Raw genomic sequence first — 21,387 nt, 5'->3', positions numbered from 1 at the left:
ATGGGCGCGCGTCGGGCAATCCCCCCCGGTCTTTTCACGGCGAAGGTTGCCATTCATCCCGGACATAACCCGGTGCAAGGCCCGTCACGACCACCCCGTCCGGCGTGGCAGGTCCGGCCGAGACCACGACCGACCGCTCGGGGGAGCTCGCCGATTCACGAAACCGGACAAGGCTTTTTCCCGCGTCAGTCCGAATCGCCGTGGCCGGCACCACCATCGCCTGCTCATCATGAAATATCACGATCGAGGCGCTCGCCGTCATTCCCAGCCGCACCACCGCCTGTTGCGCCGCCGTCAGCGGCGGCAATGCAATCACCACCCGATACATCGTGCCCGCCTGCGAGTCTCCTTCGAGCCCCTGCACCCCGATCGATTCCAATTCGCCGGAAAGCGCCAGGTCCCTGAATCCTTCGCCACGTATTTCCACCTGCTGGCCTGGACGCAGCTGATTCAGATCCGTCTCGTCGACCTTGGCCACGACATGGACCCGCGCGACGTTGGCGATGGCCAAGAGCCCCTGGCCCTGCCCTACCTTCGTACCCGCCTGCAATGGCGCTCCCGCGGCATCCTGCCTGCCATCGACGTTGCCCGGAACTCGGACCACAACGCCGGAAAACGGCGCCACCACCCCGCCCGAGGCCTCATCGGCCAGCGCATTGAGCCTGGCCGTGGCATTGGCCAGTTCCATTTCCGCGAGTTGCCGCGCTTGCCCCTTGCCGCGTTCCCGGGCGTTGGCGAGTTCCGCCTCTGCCGAGGCCACCGACAGGGATTGCATCTTTTCCTGCTGGATCAAAGCATCCAGCTCCATGCGGGGCACGATTCCGCGCTCATAGAGCTGCCTGGTCTCAACCAGCTTCTGATGCGTGTCGCTCACGCTGAGACGCGCGCTCGACAGGGTTTGACGAGCGCGGGCGACGTCAGGGCCCGACTCCCAGTGATCGATGTCGCTCAGGACCTTGCGCGCCTTGATCTGTTCGCTCAGCGCCTGGCGTCGCTGTATGTCGAGTTGGGTCACATCCATCTCGAGCAGGCGCTGGCCCGCCTCCACCCGCTGCCCTTCCGACACCTCAAGCGACTTGATATTGCCATCGAAAGGCGCCGTGATTGTGACGATCTGCGCCGAAACGATCTTTCCCGCCACGCCCAGACGAATCTCGACCGGCCGAGGAGAAACCAATGTCCAGAGCGAGGGTTTATCTTGCGCCCTGCCGCCAGACGGCCGATGCCATGCAAAGGCGATCGCCGCGACGGCAAGCAGGGCCACGCCCGCCGCCATCAGGCCGGATTTATAGGCAGAGAGCTTAGTCATTCAGCGAGATACCCCAACTTTGCAATGTCATGCCAAGCTTCAGGTCCAGCTGCGCCTGTGCATCCAGATAGCCGATCAAGGCATTGAGTCGGGCGTTCTCCGCCCCGCGTAGATCGGTTTCAAAGGCCAGCACCTGAAAATTGCTCGATCGTCCTGCCTGCAGTTTCTGGTGTTCGATCTCGAGCTTCTTGCGTGAAAGATCGCGGACGCGCCCCGCGATTTCGTACTGGCGCCATCGCGAGGCCAGTTCCCGCACCGCGTTGTTCACGTCCAGCGCCAACTGCTGTTCGGCGTCTTCGAGCAGCAGCGCCTGGTTGTCCGCGTCGGCTTTTGCATGGACTTCAGCCTGTCGTGCGCTCAGGTCCCCGATCGGTATCTGGACCTGGACACCCACATACCCGTCCCAATGGCGATCGGACACCGCGTCCGCACGGCTCGACCGCCTCGTTCGCCCCTGGCTGGCGCCGCCCATCAGGGAAACATCCCACAGGCGGTTGTCGCGCGCGACCACAAGATTGATATCGGCCTGTTCCCGGGCGATCACCTGCTGCAAATAGCGCGGTTGGTGCGTCAACGCGATGCGCTGCGCATCCTGCACGCCGAGCGTCGAGGGCTTTTTCCCGGGCGTGTCGCTGGCCCGGATCCGGCTGCGCAGATCCAGGGCCAGCAGTTGCAGCAACACCAATCGGCTGGCGTTGAGATCGTTATCGGCATTCTCGACATTGAATTCCTGGGCGGCCACATCGGCCTCCGTCTGCACCAGGTCGACCCGCGCCATGCGTCCGGCGGCGATCAGCGCCTGGTTGATCTCCAGAAGCGCTTGGGAACGCTGCAACGCCGCCTTGGCGAGGGTGACTTGCTCTTGCGCCCGCATCAATTGCCAGTAGGCCTGGACGATCTGCGTGACGGTCTGGGAAACCGAATCCTGCAAGGCCAGCCGATTGCTTTGCTCGATCAGGCGCGCCATGCGCAAGGGCGCGGTTGCCACCTCGCGGCCCGCGCCGCGCAGCAAGGGTTGGATGATCGCGAGCGTGACGCCGTCGTCCCGGAACCCGCCCGCCCGGTTGGCCTTGCTCAATTGGCTGGTCCAACCCAGGCTGAAACGCGTGCCGAATTCCCCCACCATCGTTGCCGCGGGCGAAAGCACCCCCTGCCGCGAACGATCGTCCTGATTGCGGTTGCCGGTGATCTGCCCGGTAACGAGAAGCTTGGGCGAAAAGAAATCCTCGGCCACGCGCAGGTCGAACTTCTGCGCCACGCGGGTCAGGTAGGCGCTCCGTATGCCGCGATTGGCGCGCAACCCGAGAAAGACGGCATCGGTCAAGGTCAGATCGACGACGCCTTCGCCCAACACGGCCGGCGCCTGATACGGCATGGTCGGGCGAGACGGCAACGGCTCATCACCCGCGCGTGCCACGGGTGACAGCGCCGCCAACCCAAGCGCCACGATGAGCATCCGCGCCGCACTACGCATCGCGCAAGGCCTGGACAGGCTCCAGCCGCGAAGCCGCGACGGCCGGATACCAACCGAAGAACAAGCCCGTCAGCAGCGCCGTGCCCATCCCCAAGGGCAAGGACGCGGGCGCCAGCACGAAATCCCAACCGGAGAAACGCGCAAAAGCGTAGGCCGCGCCAACGCCGCACACTGCGCCCAGCGCCGCGCCCACCATGGCCAACAGACCCGCCTCGGCGAGGAACAACAGGCGGATGTCGCGCCGGGTCGCCCCGAGCGCCAGGCGAACGCCGATCTCGCGCCGCCTTTCGGAGACACTCATCAGCATCACGTTCATCACGCCCACGCCGCCCACCAGCAATGAGATCGCGCCCAGCCCCGCGAGCAGATATGAAAAGGTTCGGGATTGGCGCTCGAGACCGTCGATCAACTGCCGGGGAATATCCACCTGGACCTCCCTGCCGGGCACCTGCGTGCCGACATACTCGCGCAGCGCGCTGGCCGTTTCCACAAGGTCGGCCATAGGCGTCGCCTTGGCCAGGATGGCGCCGAGTTCAGGCTTGGGAAACAATCGGTGCAACCCTTCAATGGGAACGATCACCGATCGGTCCGCATCGACCGGAATCAGCGGATTCCCCTTCATGCTGCGCGCGACGCCGATGACCTGATAGAAGTAGCCGCCAATTTGCAGCGAGGCACCCAGGGCGAGCGGATGCGCCGGACTGCCCAGTTCACGCGCGATTTCCGCACCCACGACGGCAAACGTGGCATGACGATCGAACGGCGACAGGAAACGGCCGCGATCCATGCGCAGATTCATCGCGGCGGCAAGATCCGGCGTCGTGCCTACGATCCTGGGAACCATCGTACGTCCCGGGAAACGCAGCGGCACGTTGTAGACCGACAGGGGCACCGCATGGCGGATGCCCGGCACGGCTTGCGCCAACGCGCCGGCATCCAACGCGCGGGGCAGCGCGCGCGGCTTGGCGCCCGTCACCGGGAAAGTCACCACCAGGACGTCCGTACCCATGTCCTTGAACATGCGCATCACCTGTTCGGCGGCGCTATGCCCGATGTTCAGGAGCGCGATGATGGCGGTGCTGCCGACCATGATGCCGAGCAAAGCCAACAAGGCCCTGCGACCCATTTGGCGCAGGCTGTCGGCCGCTTGCAGCGCAGTTTGCGTCAGCGATGGACCGCGCATGCACCGGAACACCGGAAATCAACGTCTTTCATCGCAGTGGCAGGGTTCATGCAATACACCGTCGCGCACATGAAGCTGGCGCGAGAAGCGGCCAGCCAGGTTGGCATCATGCGTCACCATCACGATCGTGACCGCCCGCTCGCGATTCAGCCCCATGAGCAAGGCCATGATGCTCTCGGCTGAAGCTTGATCCAGATTACCGGTCGGTTCGTCCGCAAGAATGACGGAGGGATTGCCGACCAAGGCGCGGGCAATGGCGACCCGCTGGCGCTGCCCGCCGGAGAGATCGGCAGGGAGATGCCCGCCGCGATCGGCCAATCCAACTTGACGAAGCCAATCCATGGCCGTGGCCCGCGCCGGCGCTAGCGGGATACCACGATAGAACAGTGGCAAGGCAACGTTATCGAGGGCGTTCATACGGGGCAACAGGTTGAAGGACTGAAAAACAAACCCGATCTCTCGATTGCGAACCCAGGCGCGGGCGTTCTCGTCGATACCCAGCATGTCGCGTCCGCGAAACAGGAACTGGCCGGCCGACGGCCGGTCGAGCAAGCCCAGGATATTGAGCAAGGTGCTCTTGCCGGAACCGGACGCCCCAAGCAGCGCGCAGGTTTCGCCGGAGCGGATCTCGAGTGTCACGTCGCGCAGCACGCTCACTGATTGGCTGCCTTTGCGATAGGCATGGCTGACATGTGTGACGTGAATGAGCGGATGGTGCAGCATCTTGCAAGCCGCATCAGTCAAAAGGTCCAAATCGATTCAAATGTATTCGATAGCGGGTTATAGCCAAACCGGCAATGACCCACTATCGATCGGAACTTGCTTAGTCGTTGTAATACACCACCATCGAGGAAATTATGTACCTGGGGTACGGCCCGGCACCCGTACCGGTATATTTGACATAGAACGTATTATCGGCAGGACTGCCAACAAAATATTGGTAAATCCTCCCATCGTAGGATATCGGAAGGCAATTAACTGTATTACCGTAGCAAACCTGCATCGCTACATCCGCCTGGGCGCTATCTCGAAGCTGCACTTGCACACCCTTTATTTTTTTACCCGAGGGTGAGACGAGAAAATTAGCCGGCCGATACATAACAATTGTTGTCGCCCCCTTCCTTGACACGGAGTCGCTACCATTATCAGCGGACCAAACATAATCCCCGGCGAATGCGCTGCCGGAGAACAGCAGCGAAGCAGCCATCAACGCATTCAGCAATCCATTCTTCATAAAATCTCTTCCAAAAAAAGGTGAACTTCGTATCGATCATCGGCTGATGCTGAACTTCCCCGGCTTTTGCTGGCGAGGCCCGATCAACATACAGGACGACAGGTTGATAACCTGCAACTCAATTTGAGCGCCACAATGGGATTGCATATTGTTATTTTTGGAACACGCGCGACCGAATTGGTCAGACCATGAAAAATCCCATCATTGCTTAGCGGACCGTCGCTACATCAAAGAGAAAAATCAGATTGAGTCACGATCATAAAAAAACCCGACGGAACGCATCGGGTTTTTTTCGGAAAGGCACATAAGAGCGTGCCACTCTGAAATTAATAATCTATACCGAGCGATTGGATGCCTTCGACGTATGACCCAATTTTCCATAAAGCAAATCCATCAGCAGGTATTGCCTGTCCCGTTCCATAGCATGCACTTTGTGCTGCAACACGCTTCGGGAAATTTCATCCTTTGTCTGCGTAGGCGTCCCAGCGTCTGATTCATCTGGTGGGACATACGTGATGGACGTAATACCATTAACGAACGGATTCCCGTGACCTCCCCACGGATCCATTGACTCTACCGCTTCACGATACTTGACACTCAATCCGAATCTGTAGGCGAAATCGTTCGGCTGAGACAAAATCACATGCCCCATTTTTTTATAGATATCCATTGCTGAACTGCCCTTTGCCTTCTCGGCGGCATACATGGCTTTCAATTCGGCATTGCACGCATCGGCTTGTCGTTTATCGATCATTTTACTTTCAGGAGTGATCGGAATTCTCGTAGTCGCGTAGTAATCCGGCCCCCCATAAATTGCGTCGCTGCAGTCACATGCGGCCCCATCGCCGAAGAAAGCCCAAGTCTCGAGCCGTTGATACCGTTCCTCCTCGGTATAGTTGTTAGCAAAGCGAGCCAACTCTTCAGGTGTCCAGGCCGTCAACAAGCTGAGGTCTGCATCCTTATCTTCCGACTCCTTATTTGACAGCGCCACCGCCTTATCAGACAGGGTCACGGCCTTCGATGCGGGGGGGCTTTCGATATATTTTTGCTTCGCAGAACCCATGACTTCGGTGAAGCGGGCCTCCCCATTCGCGTCCGTAGTGAACCGCGTGGACGAATAGTTGAATCCGAGCGGGCCGCTCGGACCTGACAGCGTTGAATTGGATACTTGCACAAGTAGCTCCTGATTGATTCAAGCCATTGATGCCATTGGCTGTTCTCCAAATGGGCGCAAGGGCAAGGAATTGGATCTTTCAATCTAGAACGGCGAGTGGCCCTTGACGTTGCCTTATAAGAAACGCGCCAGACCGAAAAGGTAACGTACGGGCAACCCACCCGAAGGCGGTACTCACTGCACACATAGGGAGCAATTCGCCCGGCAATGGCTAGTCAACCTGATGAGGTTTTTCTGTTGCCGGGAGTTGCCCCCTAGCGGGTTTCCCAGGTAGGAACCGGTCCGCCGAAAGCCGGTCGAGCAAGCCCAGGATATTGAGCAAGGTGCTCTTGCCGGAACCGGACGCCCCAAGCAGCGTGCAGGTTTCGCCAGGATGGATTTCGAGCGTCGCGTCCCGTAGCACGGATACGGATTGGCTGCTCATGCGATAGGCATGGCTGACATGTGTGATTTGAACGAGCGGATGGCCCGACGACGCCTCTTTGCTCTGCATCGGTCACGATGTCCAGAATCAGCTTATACATTTCGGATGGCAATTTATTTTCAAATCGAAAACAAATCGCCATCCATTGCTGTTTTCTCAGTCGTTGTAATAAACCACCATCGTGGCAAGGATATAGCGAGGATATGGCCCAAGCCCTGTTCCAGTATATTTCACATGGAAAGGCTTATCGGCGAGCTTGCCATTAAAATACTGCGATATCTGCCCGTTGTTGGATAAAGGAATGCAATCAAACGGACCGTTATAGCAAACCTGCATAGATACGCTTGCCTGGCTACTATCCTGAAGCTGAACTTGCACACCCTTGATTGTTTTCCCCACCGGCGAAACAAGGAAATTGCTGGGTTGATACACAACCGTGGCGGTTCCTCCTCTTCTCGACACATAGTCGCCACTCTTATAGGTGGACCACACATAATCACCGGCAAACGCGCTGCCGGAGAAAAAAAGCGAAGTAATAACCAATGCGCGCAGCAATGGGGTTTTCATGGTATCTCTCCAGGGCTAGGTATGAAACTACGCATCCATCAGCGATTGATGCCCCCCCTTAGATGACTTGCTTTCAGCTTGACAACATACGGGGTGGACAGGTTGACAACCTGCACATCAATTTGAACGCAGCAACGGCGTCGTTTATTGCTATTTTGGGAACACGCGTTACCGTATCGGTCAAAAAAATATGGTTTTGCCCCTAGCCATAAAAAGCTATGGTCAGCCCGATCCCCACGAAGCGCTACGCCTAGCGGGGTTCTGTCTGACCATCTTTATCAGGCCCGGCGAATCCAATATGCCGACGCCTTTCCGAAAATGCGACATGCGCATTTTTCGGAGAAACCTGATTTACGCCTGGCGACCTGTAGGTTTCGACTTATGGTTCACTTTCCCATACAACAGGTCCATCAACTGATGCTGCCTGTCTCGCTCCATATCATGTACTTTCTGTTGCAGCGTGTTGTGCGAAAACCCATCTTTCATTTTTTTCAACATCGCGACATTCGATTCGTCTGAAGCGGCGTGACTAAGGGTAGAAAATTCACCGCGCTGCCGTTCGACCGGTTTAGCACGCCCCCCCCATTGCATGGACTCCACCCTCTCGCGAAACGTGACACTGAATCCGAACCTATAAGCAAAATCATCCGGTTGGGCCAGAATCAATTTTCCGATCTTCTTGTAGATATCCAGCGCTGAGCTGCCTTTGTTCCTTTCGGCCTTATACATGGATTTCAACTGCGCAACGAACGTATCTGACTGCCGCCTGTCGACAATTTCACTTTCTGGGGTAACCGGAATCCTCGTGGTCGCATAGTAAATCTGACCACCATCTGCAGTAAGCTCACTGCAATCGCACCCCGGTGAATACTGACTGTTAAAAACCATAATATCCAGTTCCTCGAGCCGCTCGCTTTCCGTATAGTTCCTGGTGAAGCGCGCCAGCTCAGCCGGTGTCCAGCACGCCAACAAGCTGAGATCCGCATCCTCATCTTCGGTCTCCTGGCTTGACAGCGCCACCGCCTTATCAGACAGGGTCACGGCCTTCGATGCGGGGGGGCTTTCGATATATTTTTGCTTCGCAGAACCCATGACTTCGGTAAAGCGGGCCTCCCCATTCGCGTCCGTAGTGAACCGCGTGGACGAATAGTTGAATCCGAGCGGGCCGCTCGGACCTGACAGCGTTGAATTGGATACGTGCACAAGCAGCTCCTGATTGATTCAAGCCATTGATGCCATTGGCTGTTCTCCAAATGGGCACAAGGGCAGGGAATTGGATTTTTCAATCTAGAACGGCGAGTGGCCCATGACGTTGCCTTATGAGAAACGCGCCAGACCGAAAAGGTAACGTACGGGCAAGGAACCGGTCCGCCGAAAGCTGGTCGAGCAAGCCCAGGAGGTTGAGCAACGTGCTCTCGCCGGAACCGGAAGCCCCGAGCATCGCGCATGTTTTACCGGAATGGATCTCGAATGCCACGTCACGCAGCACGGGTATGGACTGGCTACCCATGCGATAGGTATGGCCGACACGTGTGATTTGAATGAGCGGAAGGCCGGGAGTGTCAGTAATTCGCATCGATCACATAGTCCGAAATCGACGCGAATAGCTTCGACAACAACTCAACGCCAGATCTACGAGTCGCCACTCAAGGAGTTAGTTAATCGCCGTAATAGACCACCATCGTGGCGATAACGTAGCGTGGATACGGACCAAGACCAGTACCGGTATACCTTACCGTGAACGGCTTATCGGCCGGCCTGCCATTAAACATTTTATAGATTTGTCCATTGTAGGTTATGGGATAGCAATCGATCGGGCCGTTATAGCAAACCTCCATTGATACGTTTGCCTGAGAACTATCTTGAAGCTGAACTTGCACACCAGTGACGGTCTTTCCCAGTGGCGAGACAAGAAAATTGCTGGGTTGATACACAACCGTGGCGGTTCCCCCTCTTCTCGACACATAGTCACCACTCTTATAGGTGGACCACACATAATCACCGGCAAACGCGCTGCCGGAGAACAAAAGCGAAGTAACAACCGAAACGTGCAACAATCGATTTTTCATAAAATCTCTCCATGGGGTACGTTGACTATGCATCAATCATCGACTGATGCTGAACTCACCCTTGGGATGACTTATGCTTCAAAAACTTGGTCAACGTGCAGGGTGAAGCAGGTTGACGACCTGCCACCTCAATTTGAACGCGGCCGTGAACTCGCATATTGCTATTTTTGGAACACGCGTGACCTTATAAATCAGGCAAAACCGGCCAGATTACGAAATAAAAAATGCCCGATGAAAATCATCGAGCACCACTTCTGCCAGGAATTTTTTCTAAAAACAGCCCGGGCGCAGGACTTTTAAATTTACAACCTACACTCGGTGGCTGGATGCAGATTTAGACCTAAAACCTGCTTTCCCATGAAGCAGGTCCATTAATATTTGTTGCCGCTGCCGCTCTAGATCACTCGCTTTTTGCAATACGGAATTATGCGCAAGGCCAGTCTTCGCTTTCACCAATGCGTCAACCTTCGACTCATTCGAGAGTGGCATACTAGATGAGGAATGATCGACATGCCTGCCAAACTGGCTATTATGCGCACTGTTATAAGCCGCGGTAAGAGCATCCATTCTTTCGCGATATTTGACACTAATCCCAAATTTATAGGCAAAATCACCCGGCTGCGCCAAAATCAGCTTCCCGATCTTCTTGTAGATATCCATAGCCGAGCTCCCCTTACTCATTTCGGTGACATACAAGGCTTCCTGTTGAGCTGCAAATGTATCGTGCTGCCGCTTTAACGCGGCCTCCCTTTCGGGCGTGACCAGAATTCTCGTGGTCCCATAATATATGGGACCGCCCTCCGACGTGAGTTCGCTGCAATCGTGCCCTGGCGTGTATGCGCTATTGAAAACCATAATCTCGAGCTTCTGATACCGTTCGGCCTCTGTATAGTTATTTGCGAAACGCGCCAGAGCTTCCGGTGTCCAGCACGCCAACAAGCTGAGATCTGCATCCTCATCTTCGGTCTCCTGGCTTGACAGCGCCACCGCCTTATCAGACAGGATCACGGCCTTCGATGCGGGGGGGCTTTCGATATATTTTTGCTTTGCAGAACCCATGACTTCGGTAAAGCGGGCCTCCCCATTCGCGTCCGTAGTGAACCGCGTGGACGAATAGTTGAATCCGAGCGGGCCGCTCGGACCTGACAGCGTTGAATTGGATACTTGCACAAGCAGCTCCTGATTGATTCCAGCAATTGACACCCCTGACTTCTTTTCCAAAAGCGCTACAAAGGCAGGGAATTGGATCTTTCAATCTAGAACGGCGAAAGGCCTATCACGTTGCCTTATGGGCAACGTGATAGGCCCAAAAGGTAACGTGGGGATGTGATCGAGGCGGGCTCACGCGCCGATAGTGGCCGTTTACCGCGCGCGGGAAGGTGGAGAGGTGTCTTCGCGCATGGCAATCACCCGCTCAACGAAGCGCGCCACGTTCTGGCGTGCGACACGGGTTGAGCGCAGGAGCCAAGTCGTCAACGCCGCCGGCTCGGCCAGCGGGCGGCTGAGGATGCCGAGTTCCCAGTTTGAAAGGGCCTGGGAAGCGCCCACCAGTGCGAGGCCGACGCCAGCGGCCACCATCGAAAGCATGAGATAGGTCGACTGCACCTGCGCCGCCACGAGAGGTTGGGCCGAACCCTTACTGATCAAGCGGTCGATTTGCTGGCGGCATCCCTCGCAATACTTCGGATCGCCAAGTACCAGGGGATGCCTGAGAACCTCGCTCAAGGGAATCACTTCCATCGCCAGCAACGGGTGGCCGGTGGGGAGGACCACATGGATCGGATCTTGCCAGGCTCGTTCAGCCACGATGCCGCGGCCCACGTGGTCGGATGGCGCGAAACCCAGGTCGTAAAGGCCTTGGTCCAGGCCTGCGAGCTGCTGGGCGAACGGCACCTCCGAAAAATGGATGACCACGCGCGGCTCGTCCGCGCGGCAACCGGCCATCAACGCGGCCAATCGCGTCGGGTTCATTCCTTCTGACAGGGCAATATGTAGCGCGCCGCGATTGCCAACGGCCACGCCTAGGACGCTGTCGCGTGCATGGCCGATTGCACTGAATATGGCCGGGATGTGCTCCCGTAGCGCTTCCCCCTCCGGCGTGAGCAGGGTGCCACGGTTGGACCGCACAAAAAGAGACACCCCCAAGGTGGTTTCCAGCGATTGAATCGCCCGAGACAACGGCGAGATTTCAATATGCAGCCGTTCGGCGGCGCGGCGATAGTTCAACTCGTCGGCCAACACAGCGAAGTACTTCAGCAGTCGCAAGTTCATTCTGAGTATTTCGGTGACGGTGATCGTACGTTGCGGTGAACGTGATCAGTCTGGCGGGGTATTGCGCGGTCAATCGATTGTAGCGACGGCCTTCATGATTCAGCGTCGGCTGACGCTGCTTTCCGTCTTCTATTGCATCAGGTGAAACCGTCCGAATCTGACGGCATAGGCGACGATTCGGGAACAGGCCGAAGCGCTGCGGGTCAGCTTGCGAACTGCCCGAGCCAATATCGAAGCTGACGCGGCCCGGAGGGTCGAACGCGATCGGATTTCAGCGCTGGCGCCGGCGATATCGCGCGCCGACGCCGGTTTTTTTTCAACGCGCTAATGGGCGCGATCCGCTCATCGGCCGTCCACCGCGCCAGCACCGGCCATGACGACGACATCGTCCCCTCCCAGCGCCTGATAGACCTTCACCTGATTCACCAATCGATTCAGGGCGTTCTCATCCCGCGCGATCTCGGCGGTGCGCCGCTTCTCTTGCGCATCCAACCAGAACCGCAACGACACCGATCCCGCTCGGTAGCGCACCTCGTACAGGCGCTCCGCCTCGCGCGCCGCCTTCAACGACGCGTCCAACTGCTCCGCCTGCAGACGCAACTGCGTCCGGTTCGACAACGCGTTTTCCACATCCGCCATGGCCTGGTATAGCGCCTGGCGGAATTTCACCACCCGTTCGTCGAAATCCGCGCGCGAGACCTTCAGGTTCAGGTTCAGGCGGTTGAATTGCAGGAACGGCAGCGTCAGCGCCCCCGTCAGCGTGCCCACGGGGTTCTGCAGCACATTCGACAGCGTCGGGCTGGAGCTGCCCAGCGCGCCGGTCAGGTTCAGCGTCGGATAGAAACTGGCGCGGGCCGCGTCGATGTTCGACAGCGACTCCCGCAGGCGCAGTTCGGCGGCGCGCAGGTCGGGACGGCGGCCCAGCAGTTCGGCCGGCACGCCTTCGCGCGCCTGCGGCAGCGGGTACTGCGGCAGGCGTTGCGGGTCGGCCATGACGCGGTCGGGCGGGCCGTCGAACAGGATCGCCAGCGCGTTCACGTATTCCACCCGTTGCTGCACCAGCAGCGCATGCGCCGCCTGCTGGCTGGCCACGGTCTGTTCGGCCTCGGCCACTTCCAGCGCCGAGGCGCCGCCGGCGGCATATTGCGCGCGCACCAGTTCCTGCGTCTTGCGGGCGTAGGCGATGCTCTCCAGGCTGCTGGCGATGCGCTGGTTGATGAAGGCGGTCTGCCAATACAGCGTGGCGGTGGTGCCCACCAGCGACAGCGCGGAGCTTTGGCGGTCCTGCTCGCTGGCGAGCGCTTCCCACTCGGCGGCGTCGAGCTGGCGCGACAGCTTGCCCCACAGGTCGACCTCGTAGCCGATCGACAGTTCGGCGCTGTTGGTGCGCGTGATTTCGCGTTCGCCGCGCAGGTTGCGCGCGCGCGTCACGTTGCCGGTGCCGGACAGTTGCGGGATAAGTTGGTCCTGCGCCAGCCCGGCCTGCAATTGCGCGCGGCGCACGCGGATGGCGGCGGCGGCCAGGTCGTTGTTGCGCGCCAGCGCGCCATCGACCAGGCCGTCCAGCACCGGGTCGTTGAAATTGCGCCACCAGGCGCCGCCAGCGGCCAGCGCGTTGGCGGGCGCGTCGGCGCCCGCGCCGTGGCGCCAGGCGGCCGGTGACTGCATCCGCGGCGTTTCGTATTCGCTCTTGAGCAGGCCACCGCAGCCGGCCAGGGCCAGCACCAGGGCCAGGGCGGCGGGTTTGCGGATCAGGGAAACAGCTTTCATCGTTCTCATTCCCGGGCCAGGGCCTCGACGGGATCCAGGCGCGCCGCGTTGCGCGCCGGGAGATAACCAAACAGCACACCGATCAGGGTCGAGCAGGTGAATGCCGCTACCATCGACGCGGTGGAATAGATCATGCGGAAGGACCCGCCGGTCGCTTTCGAGACCAGCACGCCCAGGCCCAGCGACAGCGCGATGCCCACGGCGCCGCCGATCAGGCAGACCAGCACGGCTTCGATCAGAAACTGCTGCATGATGTCGCTGCGCCGCGCGCCCACCGCCATGCGAACGCCGATCTCGCGGGTACGCTCGGTGACCGACACCAGCATGATGTTCATGACGCCGATACCGCCCACCATCAGCGAGATCAGCGCGATCAGCGATACCAGCAGCGTCATGGTGGCCGTGGTGCGCTCGATGGTCTTGCGGATCGCGTCGGTGTTGAACACGAAGAAATCCTTCACCACGTGGCGCCGCAGCAGCACCTTGGTGATGGCCTGCTCGGCCGCCGCCGGCGGCGCGGCGTCGTTGACGCGCACGGTGATGCTTTTGAGGTGCTGCTGCCCCAGCACACGCGACAGCGCCGTGGTGTAGGGAATCCACACGTTCAAGGTTTCGTTGTTGCCGAACACCGTGTCGTTCTTCTTGGTGACGCCGATCACCCGCGCCGGCATCGACCCCAGGAACACCACCTGACCGATCGGGTCGGTGTGCGAACCGAACAGGGTCTTGCGGGTGCTCTCGTCGATCACCACTTCCTGGGCGCGCCGCGCCACGCTGGTGGCATCGAAGAACTTGCCCTGCGCCAGCTTGACCGCGCGCACCCGGAAGTACTGCTCGCCCACGCCCTGGATCGAGCCATTCACCGCCACGTTGCGATAGCGCAGCGTGTTGCTGGTGGAAACCTCGGGCGTGACGCTGTCCACGTAGGACTCGCGTGACAGGGCCTCGGCATCGGCCGGCACCAGGGTGCGGATGGTCAGGGCCTTTTCGTCGCCGAAGTCCTTGCCGGGAAACACTTCGACGGTATTGGTGCCGATCTCGCTGATGTCTTCCAGGATCTTCTGGCGCGAGCCCTCGCCCAGCGCCACCACCGACACCACGGCGGCGATGCCGATGATGATGCCCAGCATGGTCAGCGAGGTGCGCAGGCGGTGCGCGTTCATGGCCAGCAGCGCCATGCGCAGCGCTTCGCCGCAGCGGTCCAGGTAGGCCTGCCAGGCCGGCCGTGGCGGCAGCGGCGCCGCTTCCTCGCGCTTGACCTCGATGCGCGGCGCGTCGGGGTTGCGCCGGTCCGATACGATCTCGCCGTCGCTGATCTCGATGATGCGCTGCGCGTGCCGCGCCACGTTCATGTCGTGGGTGACCAGGATGATGGTGTGGCCGGCGGCGTTCAGTTCCTCCAGGATGCGCAGCACTTCCTGGCCGGTGTGCGTGTCCAGCGCGCCGGTCGGCTCGTCGGCCAGGATGATGTCGCCGCCATTCATCAGCGCGCGGGCGATGCTCACGCGCTGCTGCTGGCCGCCGGACAGCTGGCCCGGGCGGTGGCCGGTGCGTTCGCCCAGCCCCAGGCGCTCGAGCAGGTCGGCGGCGCGTTCCAGCCGGGCCTCGCGGCGCTTGCCGGCGTAGACGGCCGGCACCTCGACGTTGCCCTGCGCCGTCAGGTCGGACAGCAGGTGGTAGCGCTGGAAGATGAAGCCGAAATGCTCGCGCCGCAATTCGGCCAGTTCGTCAGGGTCCAGCTCGCCAGTGCTGCGGCCGCTGACGCGGTAGTCGCCGCTGGTGGCGCGGTCCAGGCAGCCCAGGATGTTCATCAGGGTCGACTTGCCCGAACCGGACGCGCCGACGATGGCCACCATTTCCCCGGCCTCGATGGTCAGGTTGATGTCCTTGAGAACGGCGATGGTCTGCTCGCCAGCGGGGAATTCGCGCCGGACGCCGGACAGCGAAATCAACGGTTCGGCCATATCAGCGTCCCGCCGCGGCGGCCACCGGCGCGGCGTCGGCCGACACCACGCGCTCGCCCACCTCCAGGCCTTCCAGCACCTGCGCCTGCACGTTGTTGTTCATGCCGATCTTGACCTTGCGGGTCTCGGTCTGGTTGTCCTTGCCGACCACCCGCACCTCGTAGCGCCCGTCCTCGCCGCGCTTGCCCAAGGCCGAGGCCGGCACCACCACGGCGTCGCGCGCCTCGCCCAGCACGATGGAAACCTGCGCGGTCATGGAGATGCGCAGCTTCTCGTCCGGGTTGGGCACGTCGAACAGCCCGTTGTAATAGACGGCCGCGCTGGTGGATGTGGAGCTGGACGAGGTCAGCGACGTGGCGGCGTCGTCCTTCTGGATCGAATCCGGCGCCGGCTCCACCGCGCGCAGCGTGGCGTGATAGCGGTGGTCCGGCTCGCCCAGGATGGTGAAGTACACGGGCAGGCCCGGCTTGACGCGGGTCACGTCGGCCTCGGAGATTTGCGCCTTGATGGTCATGGTGGCCACCTGGGCCACCTTGATGATGGTGGGCGCGCTCTGGATCGCGTTGACGGTCTGGCCTTCCTTGGTCACCACCGCCACCACCACGCCGTCGATCGGCGACACGATACGGGTGTAGCCCAGGTTGACCTTGGCCTTGTCGACCTCGATTTCGGCCTGGACGATCTGGGCGTCGAGCGCGGCGATATCGGCCCGGGTCACGCCCAGCGTGGCCTCGGCCGATTCAAAGGCCTCGCGCGAACTGGCGTCGGCCGCCAGCATCTGGCGCTGCCGGCGGAAAGCCAGCTCGGCCTGCTTCAGGGTGGCGACCTTGGCGGCGCGCTCGGCGCGGCGTGTCTGCAGGGCGGCCTGGGTATTACGCAGTTCGTTCTGCTGCGTCAGATCGTCGATCTCGGCGACCAGTTGGCCGCGCGTCACGCGGTCACCCAACGCCACCTTCAGCGACTTCAACTGGCCGGTGGCCTGCGCGCCGACACTGACGCGCTCGATGGCGTCCATGGTGCCGCTGGCCAGCACACTGTCTTCGAGATTGCCGCGGACGACCTCGGCCACGGCGAAGGTGGGCGGCGGCGGCGACGAGAAAAAGGCGGCGCGGACGCCAAAGGCGATGATCAGGAGAACGACGGCGATCAGGACGTAACGCTGGACTTTGCTACGAGGCTTTTTCATTGAACCAGTTCGGAGGAGGCGGCGGAGGCATCGTCCACCACTCGAATAACTCGATACGGATCGGGCCGGCTGTACGTACCCATACTGCCCGCTCATCCTAAACGGGGGGCTGCGTCAAAGCATGGCCAATCTGTGGCGAAAGGGTGAAAAACGGTAAAGCACCCGGCATTGGGTCGTGGGCAGGCAATATTGTTCCGTTGCACGAACGATACATCTGTTGCGGCGCATTAGCGTTTCCATTCTATGGAACCTTGCCGGCAACGTGATGCCATCTTGCCGCATCCCCATCTCAGTTGGACCATAGATGGCGCCTATCTTGTCACCATTGGCAATCGAGAATTGCGGCGGCGCAAAAAATCCACGCCTCGACATAGGGCGACGATAGGGACAGAATGAATGCAGTTAAGCCGTATCCGTGTCCAATTCGCCCCCTCCCCCCTCTTCACGCAGCGCCGCCCCGGAGTTTTCCGGGGCGGCGCTGTTGTGCCTGCTGGCCATGTTGAACCATGTGGCGCTGACAGGGGGACGGATCACCGTATCCCTGACGGCGCTGCAAATGGGCCTGTCGACCTTCAAGGTGGGCACCCTGGTGGCGGTGTTCGCGGTTTTGCCGATGCTGTTCTCGGTGCGCGCCGGACGCTGGGTGGACCGGGTCGGCATCGTCCGGCCGCTGGTCACCGGCACCACGCTGGTGGCGGTTGGCACGGCCTTGCCGTTCCTGTCGCAGACCCAGTTCGCGCTGCTGGTGGCGTCCTGTTGCATCGGCATCGGCTTCATGCTGCACCAAGTGGCCACGCAGGACCTGTTGGGCCACGCCGAGCCGGCCCAGCGGCTGCGCAATTTCTCGCTGATGTCGCTGGCGCTGGCGGGCTCGGGCTTCTCGGGACCGCTGATCGCCGGCCTGGCGATCGACCATCTGGGCACCCGGCTGGCCTTCGGCCTGCTGACGCTCGGTCCGCTACTGTCGGCCGGCGGCCTGTATGCGCTGCGGCACCAATTGAAGGCGGTGGATTCGCAGCTGGCCGGCACCAAGGAAGCGCAGCGCCGCCGCGTGACGGAACTGCTGGCGGTGCCGGCGCTGCGCCGTATCCTGATGGTCAACACCATCCTGTCGGGCGCCTGGGACACGCACTTGTTCGTGGTGCCGATCTTCGGTGTCGCCATCGGCCTGTCCGCCACCACCATCGGCGTCATTCTCGCGTCCTTCGCGGCGGCAACGTTCATCATCCGCCTGGTACTGCCCCTGATCCAGCGCCGAGTGCGGTCCTGGACACTGGTGCGGGTGGCCATGGCCACCGCCGCCATCGATTTCATGCTTTATCCGCTGTTCACCGACGTTGGCGTCCTGATCGTGCTGTCCTTCATCCTGGGACTTGCGCTGGGTTGCTGCCAACCGAGTATGCTTTCATTGCTGCACCAGCATTCGCCGCCGGGCCGCGCCGCCGAAGCCGTGGGGTTGCGGATGGCACTGATCAACGGCTCCCAGGTTTCCCTGCCGCTGACCTTCGGCGCGCTGGGTGCGGTCATTGGCGTCGCCCCGCTGTTCTGGGCCTATTCCGTGGCCCTGATGGCTGGCGGCTGGGCCAATCGCAACCCCCCGCTCGAATCTGACCGGAAACCGTAGTCGTGAACATGCAGTCTTCTCCTCCCGTGGCCGGCGCCAGCCTGCCTTTTCGCCTGTGGACGCCCGAAGAGCGGCAGGCATCGCTGCAGGCGGCCTTGCAGCATTGGCGGGACGGGGAAGACGTCTGGGTATATGGGTACGGATCACTGATCTGGCGCCCCGACTTCGACTTCGAGGAACGCCGCCTGGCCACCCTGCGCGGCCATCACCGCGCGCTGTGCCTGTGGTCGCGGGTCAACCGCGGCACGCCGGAATGCCCCGGCCTGGTGTTCGGGCTGGACCGTGGCGGCTCCTGCCGCGGCGTGGTCTACCGCCTGGCCGGCAACCAGGTGCCGACCTATTTCCCCGCCCTGTGGGACCGCGAGATGTCCACCGGCGCCTACCTGCCCCGCTGGATCAATTGCAGCACCGAGGCCGGCCCGGTCCGCGCCCTGGTCTTCATCATGAACCGGGACAACCCGGCCTACATCCGCGCCCTGCCCGAGGCCGAGCTGCTGGCCATCGTGCGCCGCGCCGCCGGCCGCTACGGCCCCTGCACCGACTACGTGGTGCAGACCGCCCAGGCCCTGCGCGCCGCCGGCATCCACGATGCCCGCCTGGACGCCATCGCCCGGCGCCTGGAACAGGACAGCCACGCGCTGCCCGAAGGCGCCTGAAGCGAGCCCGGCGCGGGGCCGCCAGGCCCGGCCGAAAGGCGCCGGAGGCCCTCGCGGCGCAAAAACTTGCCCGGGCCCTGCGCGGGGTCAATGAGGGGAGCGTTTCTTCGGCGGTATAAACTGCTTGTTATCAACGCTGAATCAAACGTCCCATGTCTGTCTCCGATCTGCGTCAAAGCTACGAAAAGAACGTGCTGCTGGAAAGCGACGCCGCCGCGTCCCCGTTCGAGCAGTTCACCCGCTGGTTCGACGAGGCCCTGGCCGCCAAGGTGCCCGAGCCCAACGCCATGACCCTGGCCACGGTCGACGCCAACGGCCAGCCCAGTGCCCGCATCGTCCTGATCAAGGGCTTCGACGAGCAGGGTTTCACGTTCTTCACCAATTACGAGTCGCGCAAGGGCACCGACCTGCTGGCCGAGCCGCGCGCCTGCCTGCTGTTCTTCTGGCAGCCGCTCGAGCGCCAGGTGCGCATCGAGGGCGTGGTGGAAAAAGTGCCGGCCGAAGAGTCGGACGCCTACTACCACAGCCGCCCGGCCGGTTCGCGCATCGGCGCCTGGGCCTCGCGCCAGAGCCAGCCCATCACCCGCGCCGAACTCGAAGCCCGCGAGCAGGAGTTCCGCGCCCGCTACGGCGACCAGCCGCCGCGCCCGCCGCACTGGGGCGGCTACCGCCTCAAGCCCACCTCGATGGAATTCTGGCAAGGCCGGCCCTCGCGCCTGCACGACCGCCTGCGCTACGTCGCCGACGGCCAGGGCTGGAAGATCGAACGCCTGTCGCCCTGACGCCGCCGGGCGCCGGCCACGGCGCCCCCCCATCTATCAATTGCATGCCAGCCTCCTCCCCTGATTTCGACGCAGCCTTCTTCCGCACCGCACTCGGCCGCTACGCCACCGGCGTCACGGTCGTGACCACCGCCGACCTCGATGGCGCCCCCATCGGCCTGACGGTCAGCTCGTTCAACTCGGTGTCCCTGAATCCGCCGCTGGTGCTGTGGAGCCTGTCGCGCAATTCCTCGTCGCTGGCCTCCTTCGAGCAGTGCCAGCGCTACGTGGTCAATGTATTGAGCGCCGACCAGATCGCGCTGGCGCGGCGCTTCGCCACCGGCAAGACGCCGGACCGGTATGCTGGCCTGACCGTGCACCACGCGCCCGGCGGCACGCCGATGCTGGACGGCCATTGCGCCGCCTGGTTCGAATGCCACAACCGCAGCCGCTATGTCGAGGGAGATCACATCATCATGGTGGGAGAAGTCGAACGTTGCGGACATAGCGGCGAACCGCCGCTGGTCTTCCACGCGGGCGGTTTCGACCTGACGCCCGCCGGCGCCCGTGCGGAAGGCGGGAAGTCATGAGCGCCGACATCGATTGCGTCGTCATCGGCGCGGGCGTGGTCGGCCTGGCCATCGCCCGCGCCCTGGCCCAGTCGGGCCGCGAGGTGCTGGTGGCCGAGGCCACCGAGGCCATCGGCACCGGCACCAGCTCGCGCAATTCCGAAGTCATCCACGCCGGCATCTATTACCCGGCGGGCAGCCTCAAGGCCCGCCTGTGCGTGCGCGGCAAACACCTGCTGTACGCCTATTGCGCCGAACGCGGCATTCCGCACAAGCGGCTGGGCAAGCTGATCGTGGCCACCAGCACCGAGCAGGCCGCCCAGCTCGAAGGCATCGCGCAGCGCGCCCGCGCCAACGGCGTGGACGATCTGCAGTTCATTTCCGGCGAAGACGCCATGCGCCTGGAACCGGCGCTGCGCTGCACGGCGGCGCTGGTGTCGCCGTCCACCGGCATCGTCGACAGCCACGCGTTGATGCTGGCCTACCAGGGCGATGCCGAGAACGCCGGCGCCCAGTGCGTGTTCCACACCCCGCTGGTGTCCGGCCGGGTGCGCCCCGAAGGCGGCTTCGACCTGCAGTTCGGCGGCGACGAGGCCATGAGCCTGAGCTGCAACGTGCTGATCAATTCCGCCGGCCTGCAGGCGCCGGCGCTGGCGCGCCGCATCGACGGCGTGCCGGCCGCCAGCATCCCCACCGATTACCTGTGCAAGGGCAGCTATTTCACGCTGTCTGGCCGCGCGCCGTTCTCGCGCCTGATTTACCCCGTGCCGCAACACGCCGGCCTGGGCGTGCACCTGACGCTCGACATGGGCGGCCAGGCCAAGTTCGGCCCCGACACCGAATGGGTCGGCACCGAGGACTACACCATCGACCCGGCCCGCGCCGAGGTCTTCTACGCCGCCGTGCGCAGCTACTGGCCGGCCCTGCCGGACAACGCCCTGGCCCCGGGCTATACCGGCATCCGCCCCAAGATCTCCGGTCCGCACGAGCCGGCCGCCGATTTCGTCATCGCCGGCCCGACCGCCCATGGCGTGCCCGGCCTGGTGAACCTGTTTGGCATAGAATCGCCCGGGCTGACTTCCAGCCTGGCGCTCGCCGAAGAGACCCTGGCGCGGCTGGCGGACGACGCTTCTTCTCATTCTTCCCACTGAA

General features: G+C 61.9%; 21 protein-coding genes. 5 read left to right on the top strand and 16 right to left on the bottom strand.

Features of this window, described 5'->3' with window-relative positions:
* Positions 1–34: 34 nt before the first annotated feature.
* The 16 genes from AC6CR5_RS25355 to AC6CR5_RS25280 all read right to left on the bottom strand — a co-directional run bounded on the left by AC6CR5_RS25355 (position 35) and on the right by AC6CR5_RS25280 (position 16,625).
* On the bottom strand, positions 35–1,309 hold the full coding sequence (locus AC6CR5_RS25355) for an efflux RND transporter periplasmic adaptor subunit (protein ID WP_110135011.1): 1,275 nt from the start codon (positions 1,307–1,309) through the stop codon (positions 35–37).
* Positions 1,302–2,765 carry a TolC family protein gene (locus AC6CR5_RS25350; RefSeq protein WP_233256837.1) on the bottom strand — a complete coding sequence of 488 codons (1,464 nt, stop codon included), beginning with the start codon at positions 2,763–2,765 and terminating at the stop codon, positions 1,302–1,304. The genes AC6CR5_RS25355 and AC6CR5_RS25350 overlap by 8 nt, the downstream gene beginning before the upstream one ends.
* A gap of 10 nt (positions 2,766–2,775) precedes the next feature.
* Complete coding sequence (locus tag AC6CR5_RS25345) at positions 2,776–3,966, bottom strand: ABC transporter permease (protein ID WP_498085036.1); 1,191 nt, start codon at positions 3,964–3,966, stop codon at positions 2,776–2,778.
* A gap of 18 nt (positions 3,967–3,984) precedes the next feature.
* Entirely contained in the window at positions 3,985–4,689 is a 705-nt protein-coding gene (locus tag AC6CR5_RS25340) for an ABC transporter ATP-binding protein (RefSeq protein ID WP_155874059.1), read from the bottom strand.
* Between the two features lie 100 nt (positions 4,690–4,789).
* The gene (locus AC6CR5_RS25335) at positions 4,790–5,200 is read right to left on the bottom strand and encodes a hypothetical protein (protein WP_155871592.1); all 411 of its coding nucleotides are present in this window, start codon (positions 5,198–5,200) and stop codon (positions 4,790–4,792) included.
* 334 nt (positions 5,201–5,534) lie between these two features.
* On the bottom strand, positions 5,535–6,374 hold the full coding sequence (locus AC6CR5_RS25330) for a hypothetical protein (RefSeq protein ID WP_123767394.1): 840 nt from the start codon (positions 6,372–6,374) through the stop codon (positions 5,535–5,537).
* Positions 6,375–6,585: 211 nt separating this feature from the next.
* Positions 6,586–6,867 carry an ATP-binding cassette domain-containing protein gene (locus AC6CR5_RS25325; protein ID WP_082371014.1) on the bottom strand — a complete coding sequence of 94 codons (282 nt, stop codon included), beginning with the start codon at positions 6,865–6,867 and terminating at the stop codon, positions 6,586–6,588.
* 87 nt (positions 6,868–6,954) lie between these two features.
* The gene (locus AC6CR5_RS25320) at positions 6,955–7,365 is read right to left on the bottom strand and encodes a hypothetical protein (protein ID WP_127913772.1); all 411 of its coding nucleotides are present in this window, start codon (positions 7,363–7,365) and stop codon (positions 6,955–6,957) included.
* Between the two features lie 351 nt (positions 7,366–7,716).
* A complete protein-coding gene (locus AC6CR5_RS25315; RefSeq protein WP_155871594.1) occupies positions 7,717–8,568 on the bottom strand; it encodes a hypothetical protein in 852 nt (283 codons plus the stop codon).
* 79 nt (positions 8,569–8,647) lie between these two features.
* Positions 8,648–8,875, bottom strand: a complete 228-nt coding sequence (locus AC6CR5_RS25310; protein ID WP_076467694.1) for an ATP-binding cassette domain-containing protein — start codon at positions 8,873–8,875, stop codon at positions 8,648–8,650.
* A gap of 148 nt (positions 8,876–9,023) precedes the next feature.
* Positions 9,024–9,434 carry a hypothetical protein gene (locus tag AC6CR5_RS25305; protein ID WP_131726807.1) on the bottom strand — a complete coding sequence of 137 codons (411 nt, stop codon included), beginning with the start codon at positions 9,432–9,434 and terminating at the stop codon, positions 9,024–9,026.
* A 309-nt stretch (positions 9,435–9,743) separates the two neighbouring features.
* On the bottom strand, positions 9,744–10,604 hold the full coding sequence (locus tag AC6CR5_RS25300; RefSeq protein WP_327764063.1) for a hypothetical protein: 861 nt from the start codon (positions 10,602–10,604) through the stop codon (positions 9,744–9,746).
* Positions 10,605–10,796: 192 nt separating this feature from the next.
* Positions 10,797–11,705, bottom strand: coding sequence for a LysR family transcriptional regulator (locus tag AC6CR5_RS25295; protein ID WP_024067823.1), 909 nt, complete (start codon positions 11,703–11,705; stop codon positions 10,797–10,799).
* 342 nt (positions 11,706–12,047) lie between these two features.
* Positions 12,048–13,475, bottom strand: coding sequence for an efflux transporter outer membrane subunit (locus AC6CR5_RS25290; protein ID WP_238920195.1), 1,428 nt, complete (start codon positions 13,473–13,475; stop codon positions 12,048–12,050).
* 5 nt (positions 13,476–13,480) lie between these two features.
* Positions 13,481–15,439, bottom strand: coding sequence for a MacB family efflux pump subunit (locus AC6CR5_RS25285; protein WP_026384397.1), 1,959 nt, complete (start codon positions 15,437–15,439; stop codon positions 13,481–13,483).
* 1 nt (position 15,440) lies between these two features.
* The gene (locus AC6CR5_RS25280; protein ID WP_006388928.1) at positions 15,441–16,625 is read right to left on the bottom strand and encodes an efflux RND transporter periplasmic adaptor subunit; all 1,185 of its coding nucleotides are present in this window, start codon (positions 16,623–16,625) and stop codon (positions 15,441–15,443) included.
* A 415-nt stretch (positions 16,626–17,040) separates the two neighbouring features.
* On the opposite strand from AC6CR5_RS25280, the gene AC6CR5_RS25275 reads away from it, so the two are divergent.
* The 5 genes from AC6CR5_RS25275 to AC6CR5_RS25255 all read left to right on the top strand — a co-directional run bounded on the left by AC6CR5_RS25275 (position 17,041) and on the right by AC6CR5_RS25255 (position 21,386).
* Positions 17,041–18,249 carry an MFS transporter gene (locus AC6CR5_RS25275; protein ID WP_104413911.1) on the top strand — a complete coding sequence of 403 codons (1,209 nt, stop codon included), beginning with the start codon at positions 17,041–17,043 and terminating at the stop codon, positions 18,247–18,249.
* A gap of 2 nt (positions 18,250–18,251) precedes the next feature.
* Complete coding sequence (locus AC6CR5_RS25270; protein WP_006388926.1) at positions 18,252–18,905, top strand: gamma-glutamylcyclotransferase; 654 nt, start codon at positions 18,252–18,254, stop codon at positions 18,903–18,905.
* A gap of 152 nt (positions 18,906–19,057) precedes the next feature.
* The gene (gene pdxH / locus AC6CR5_RS25265; protein WP_026384400.1) at positions 19,058–19,687 is read left to right on the top strand and encodes a pyridoxamine 5'-phosphate oxidase; all 630 of its coding nucleotides are present in this window, start codon (positions 19,058–19,060) and stop codon (positions 19,685–19,687) included.
* A 44-nt stretch (positions 19,688–19,731) separates the two neighbouring features.
* On the top strand, positions 19,732–20,256 hold the full coding sequence (locus tag AC6CR5_RS25260; protein ID WP_498085035.1) for a flavin reductase family protein: 525 nt from the start codon (positions 19,732–19,734) through the stop codon (positions 20,254–20,256).
* The gene (locus AC6CR5_RS25255; RefSeq protein ID WP_020925037.1) at positions 20,253–21,386 is read left to right on the top strand and encodes an NAD(P)/FAD-dependent oxidoreductase; all 1,134 of its coding nucleotides are present in this window, start codon (positions 20,253–20,255) and stop codon (positions 21,384–21,386) included. Before AC6CR5_RS25260 ends, AC6CR5_RS25255 begins: the two co-directional genes overlap by 4 nt.
* Position 21,387: the final 1 nt, after the last annotated feature.

This window comes from Achromobacter sp. EG18 (genome assembly GCF_059759395.1).
Note: the sequence above shows the minus strand (reverse complement) of the source record. Positions and strands in the feature narration are given on the sequence as shown.

Excerpts from the sequence above, each read along its gene's own strand:
- AC6CR5_RS25285 (WP_026384397.1), bottom strand. The coding sequence starts at position 15,439 with ATGGCCGAACCGTTGATTTCGCTGTCCGGCGTCCGGCGCGAATTCCCC.
- AC6CR5_RS25325 (WP_082371014.1), bottom strand. The coding sequence starts at position 6,867 with ATGCAGAGCAAAGAGGCGTCGTCGGGCCATCCGCTCGTTCAAATCACA.
- AC6CR5_RS25340 (WP_155874059.1), bottom strand. The coding sequence starts at position 4,689 with ATGCTGCACCATCCGCTCATTCACGTCACACATGTCAGCCATGCCTAT.
- AC6CR5_RS25305 (WP_131726807.1), bottom strand. The coding sequence starts at position 9,434 with ATGAAAAATCGATTGTTGCACGTTTCGGTTGTTACTTCGCTTTTGTTC.
- AC6CR5_RS25350 (WP_233256837.1), bottom strand. The coding sequence starts at position 2,765 with ATGCTCATCGTGGCGCTTGGGTTGGCGGCGCTGTCACCCGTGGCACGC.
- AC6CR5_RS25345 (WP_498085036.1), bottom strand. The coding sequence starts at position 3,966 with ATGCGCGGTCCATCGCTGACGCAAACTGCGCTGCAAGCGGCCGACAGC.
- AC6CR5_RS25280 (WP_006388928.1), bottom strand. The coding sequence starts at position 16,625 with ATGAAAAAGCCTCGTAGCAAAGTCCAGCGTTACGTCCTGATCGCCGTC.
- AC6CR5_RS25290 (WP_238920195.1), bottom strand. The coding sequence starts at position 13,475 with ATGAAAGCTGTTTCCCTGATCCGCAAACCCGCCGCCCTGGCCCTGGTG.
- AC6CR5_RS25335 (WP_155871592.1), bottom strand. The coding sequence starts at position 5,200 with ATGAAGAATGGATTGCTGAATGCGTTGATGGCTGCTTCGCTGCTGTTC.
- pdxH (WP_026384400.1), top strand. The coding sequence starts at position 19,058 with ATGTCTGTCTCCGATCTGCGTCAAAGCTACGAAAAGAACGTGCTGCTG.
- AC6CR5_RS25355 (WP_110135011.1), bottom strand. The coding sequence starts at position 1,309 with ATGACTAAGCTCTCTGCCTATAAATCCGGCCTGATGGCGGCGGGCGTG.
- AC6CR5_RS25295 (WP_024067823.1), bottom strand. The coding sequence starts at position 11,705 with ATGAACTTGCGACTGCTGAAGTACTTCGCTGTGTTGGCCGACGAGTTG.
- AC6CR5_RS25320 (WP_127913772.1), bottom strand. The coding sequence starts at position 7,365 with ATGAAAACCCCATTGCTGCGCGCATTGGTTATTACTTCGCTTTTTTTC.
- AC6CR5_RS25310 (WP_076467694.1), bottom strand. The coding sequence starts at position 8,875 with ATGGGTAGCCAGTCCATACCCGTGCTGCGTGACGTGGCATTCGAGATC.
- AC6CR5_RS25260 (WP_498085035.1), top strand. The coding sequence starts at position 19,732 with ATGCCAGCCTCCTCCCCTGATTTCGACGCAGCCTTCTTCCGCACCGCA.
- AC6CR5_RS25255 (WP_020925037.1), top strand. The coding sequence starts at position 20,253 with ATGAGCGCCGACATCGATTGCGTCGTCATCGGCGCGGGCGTGGTCGGC.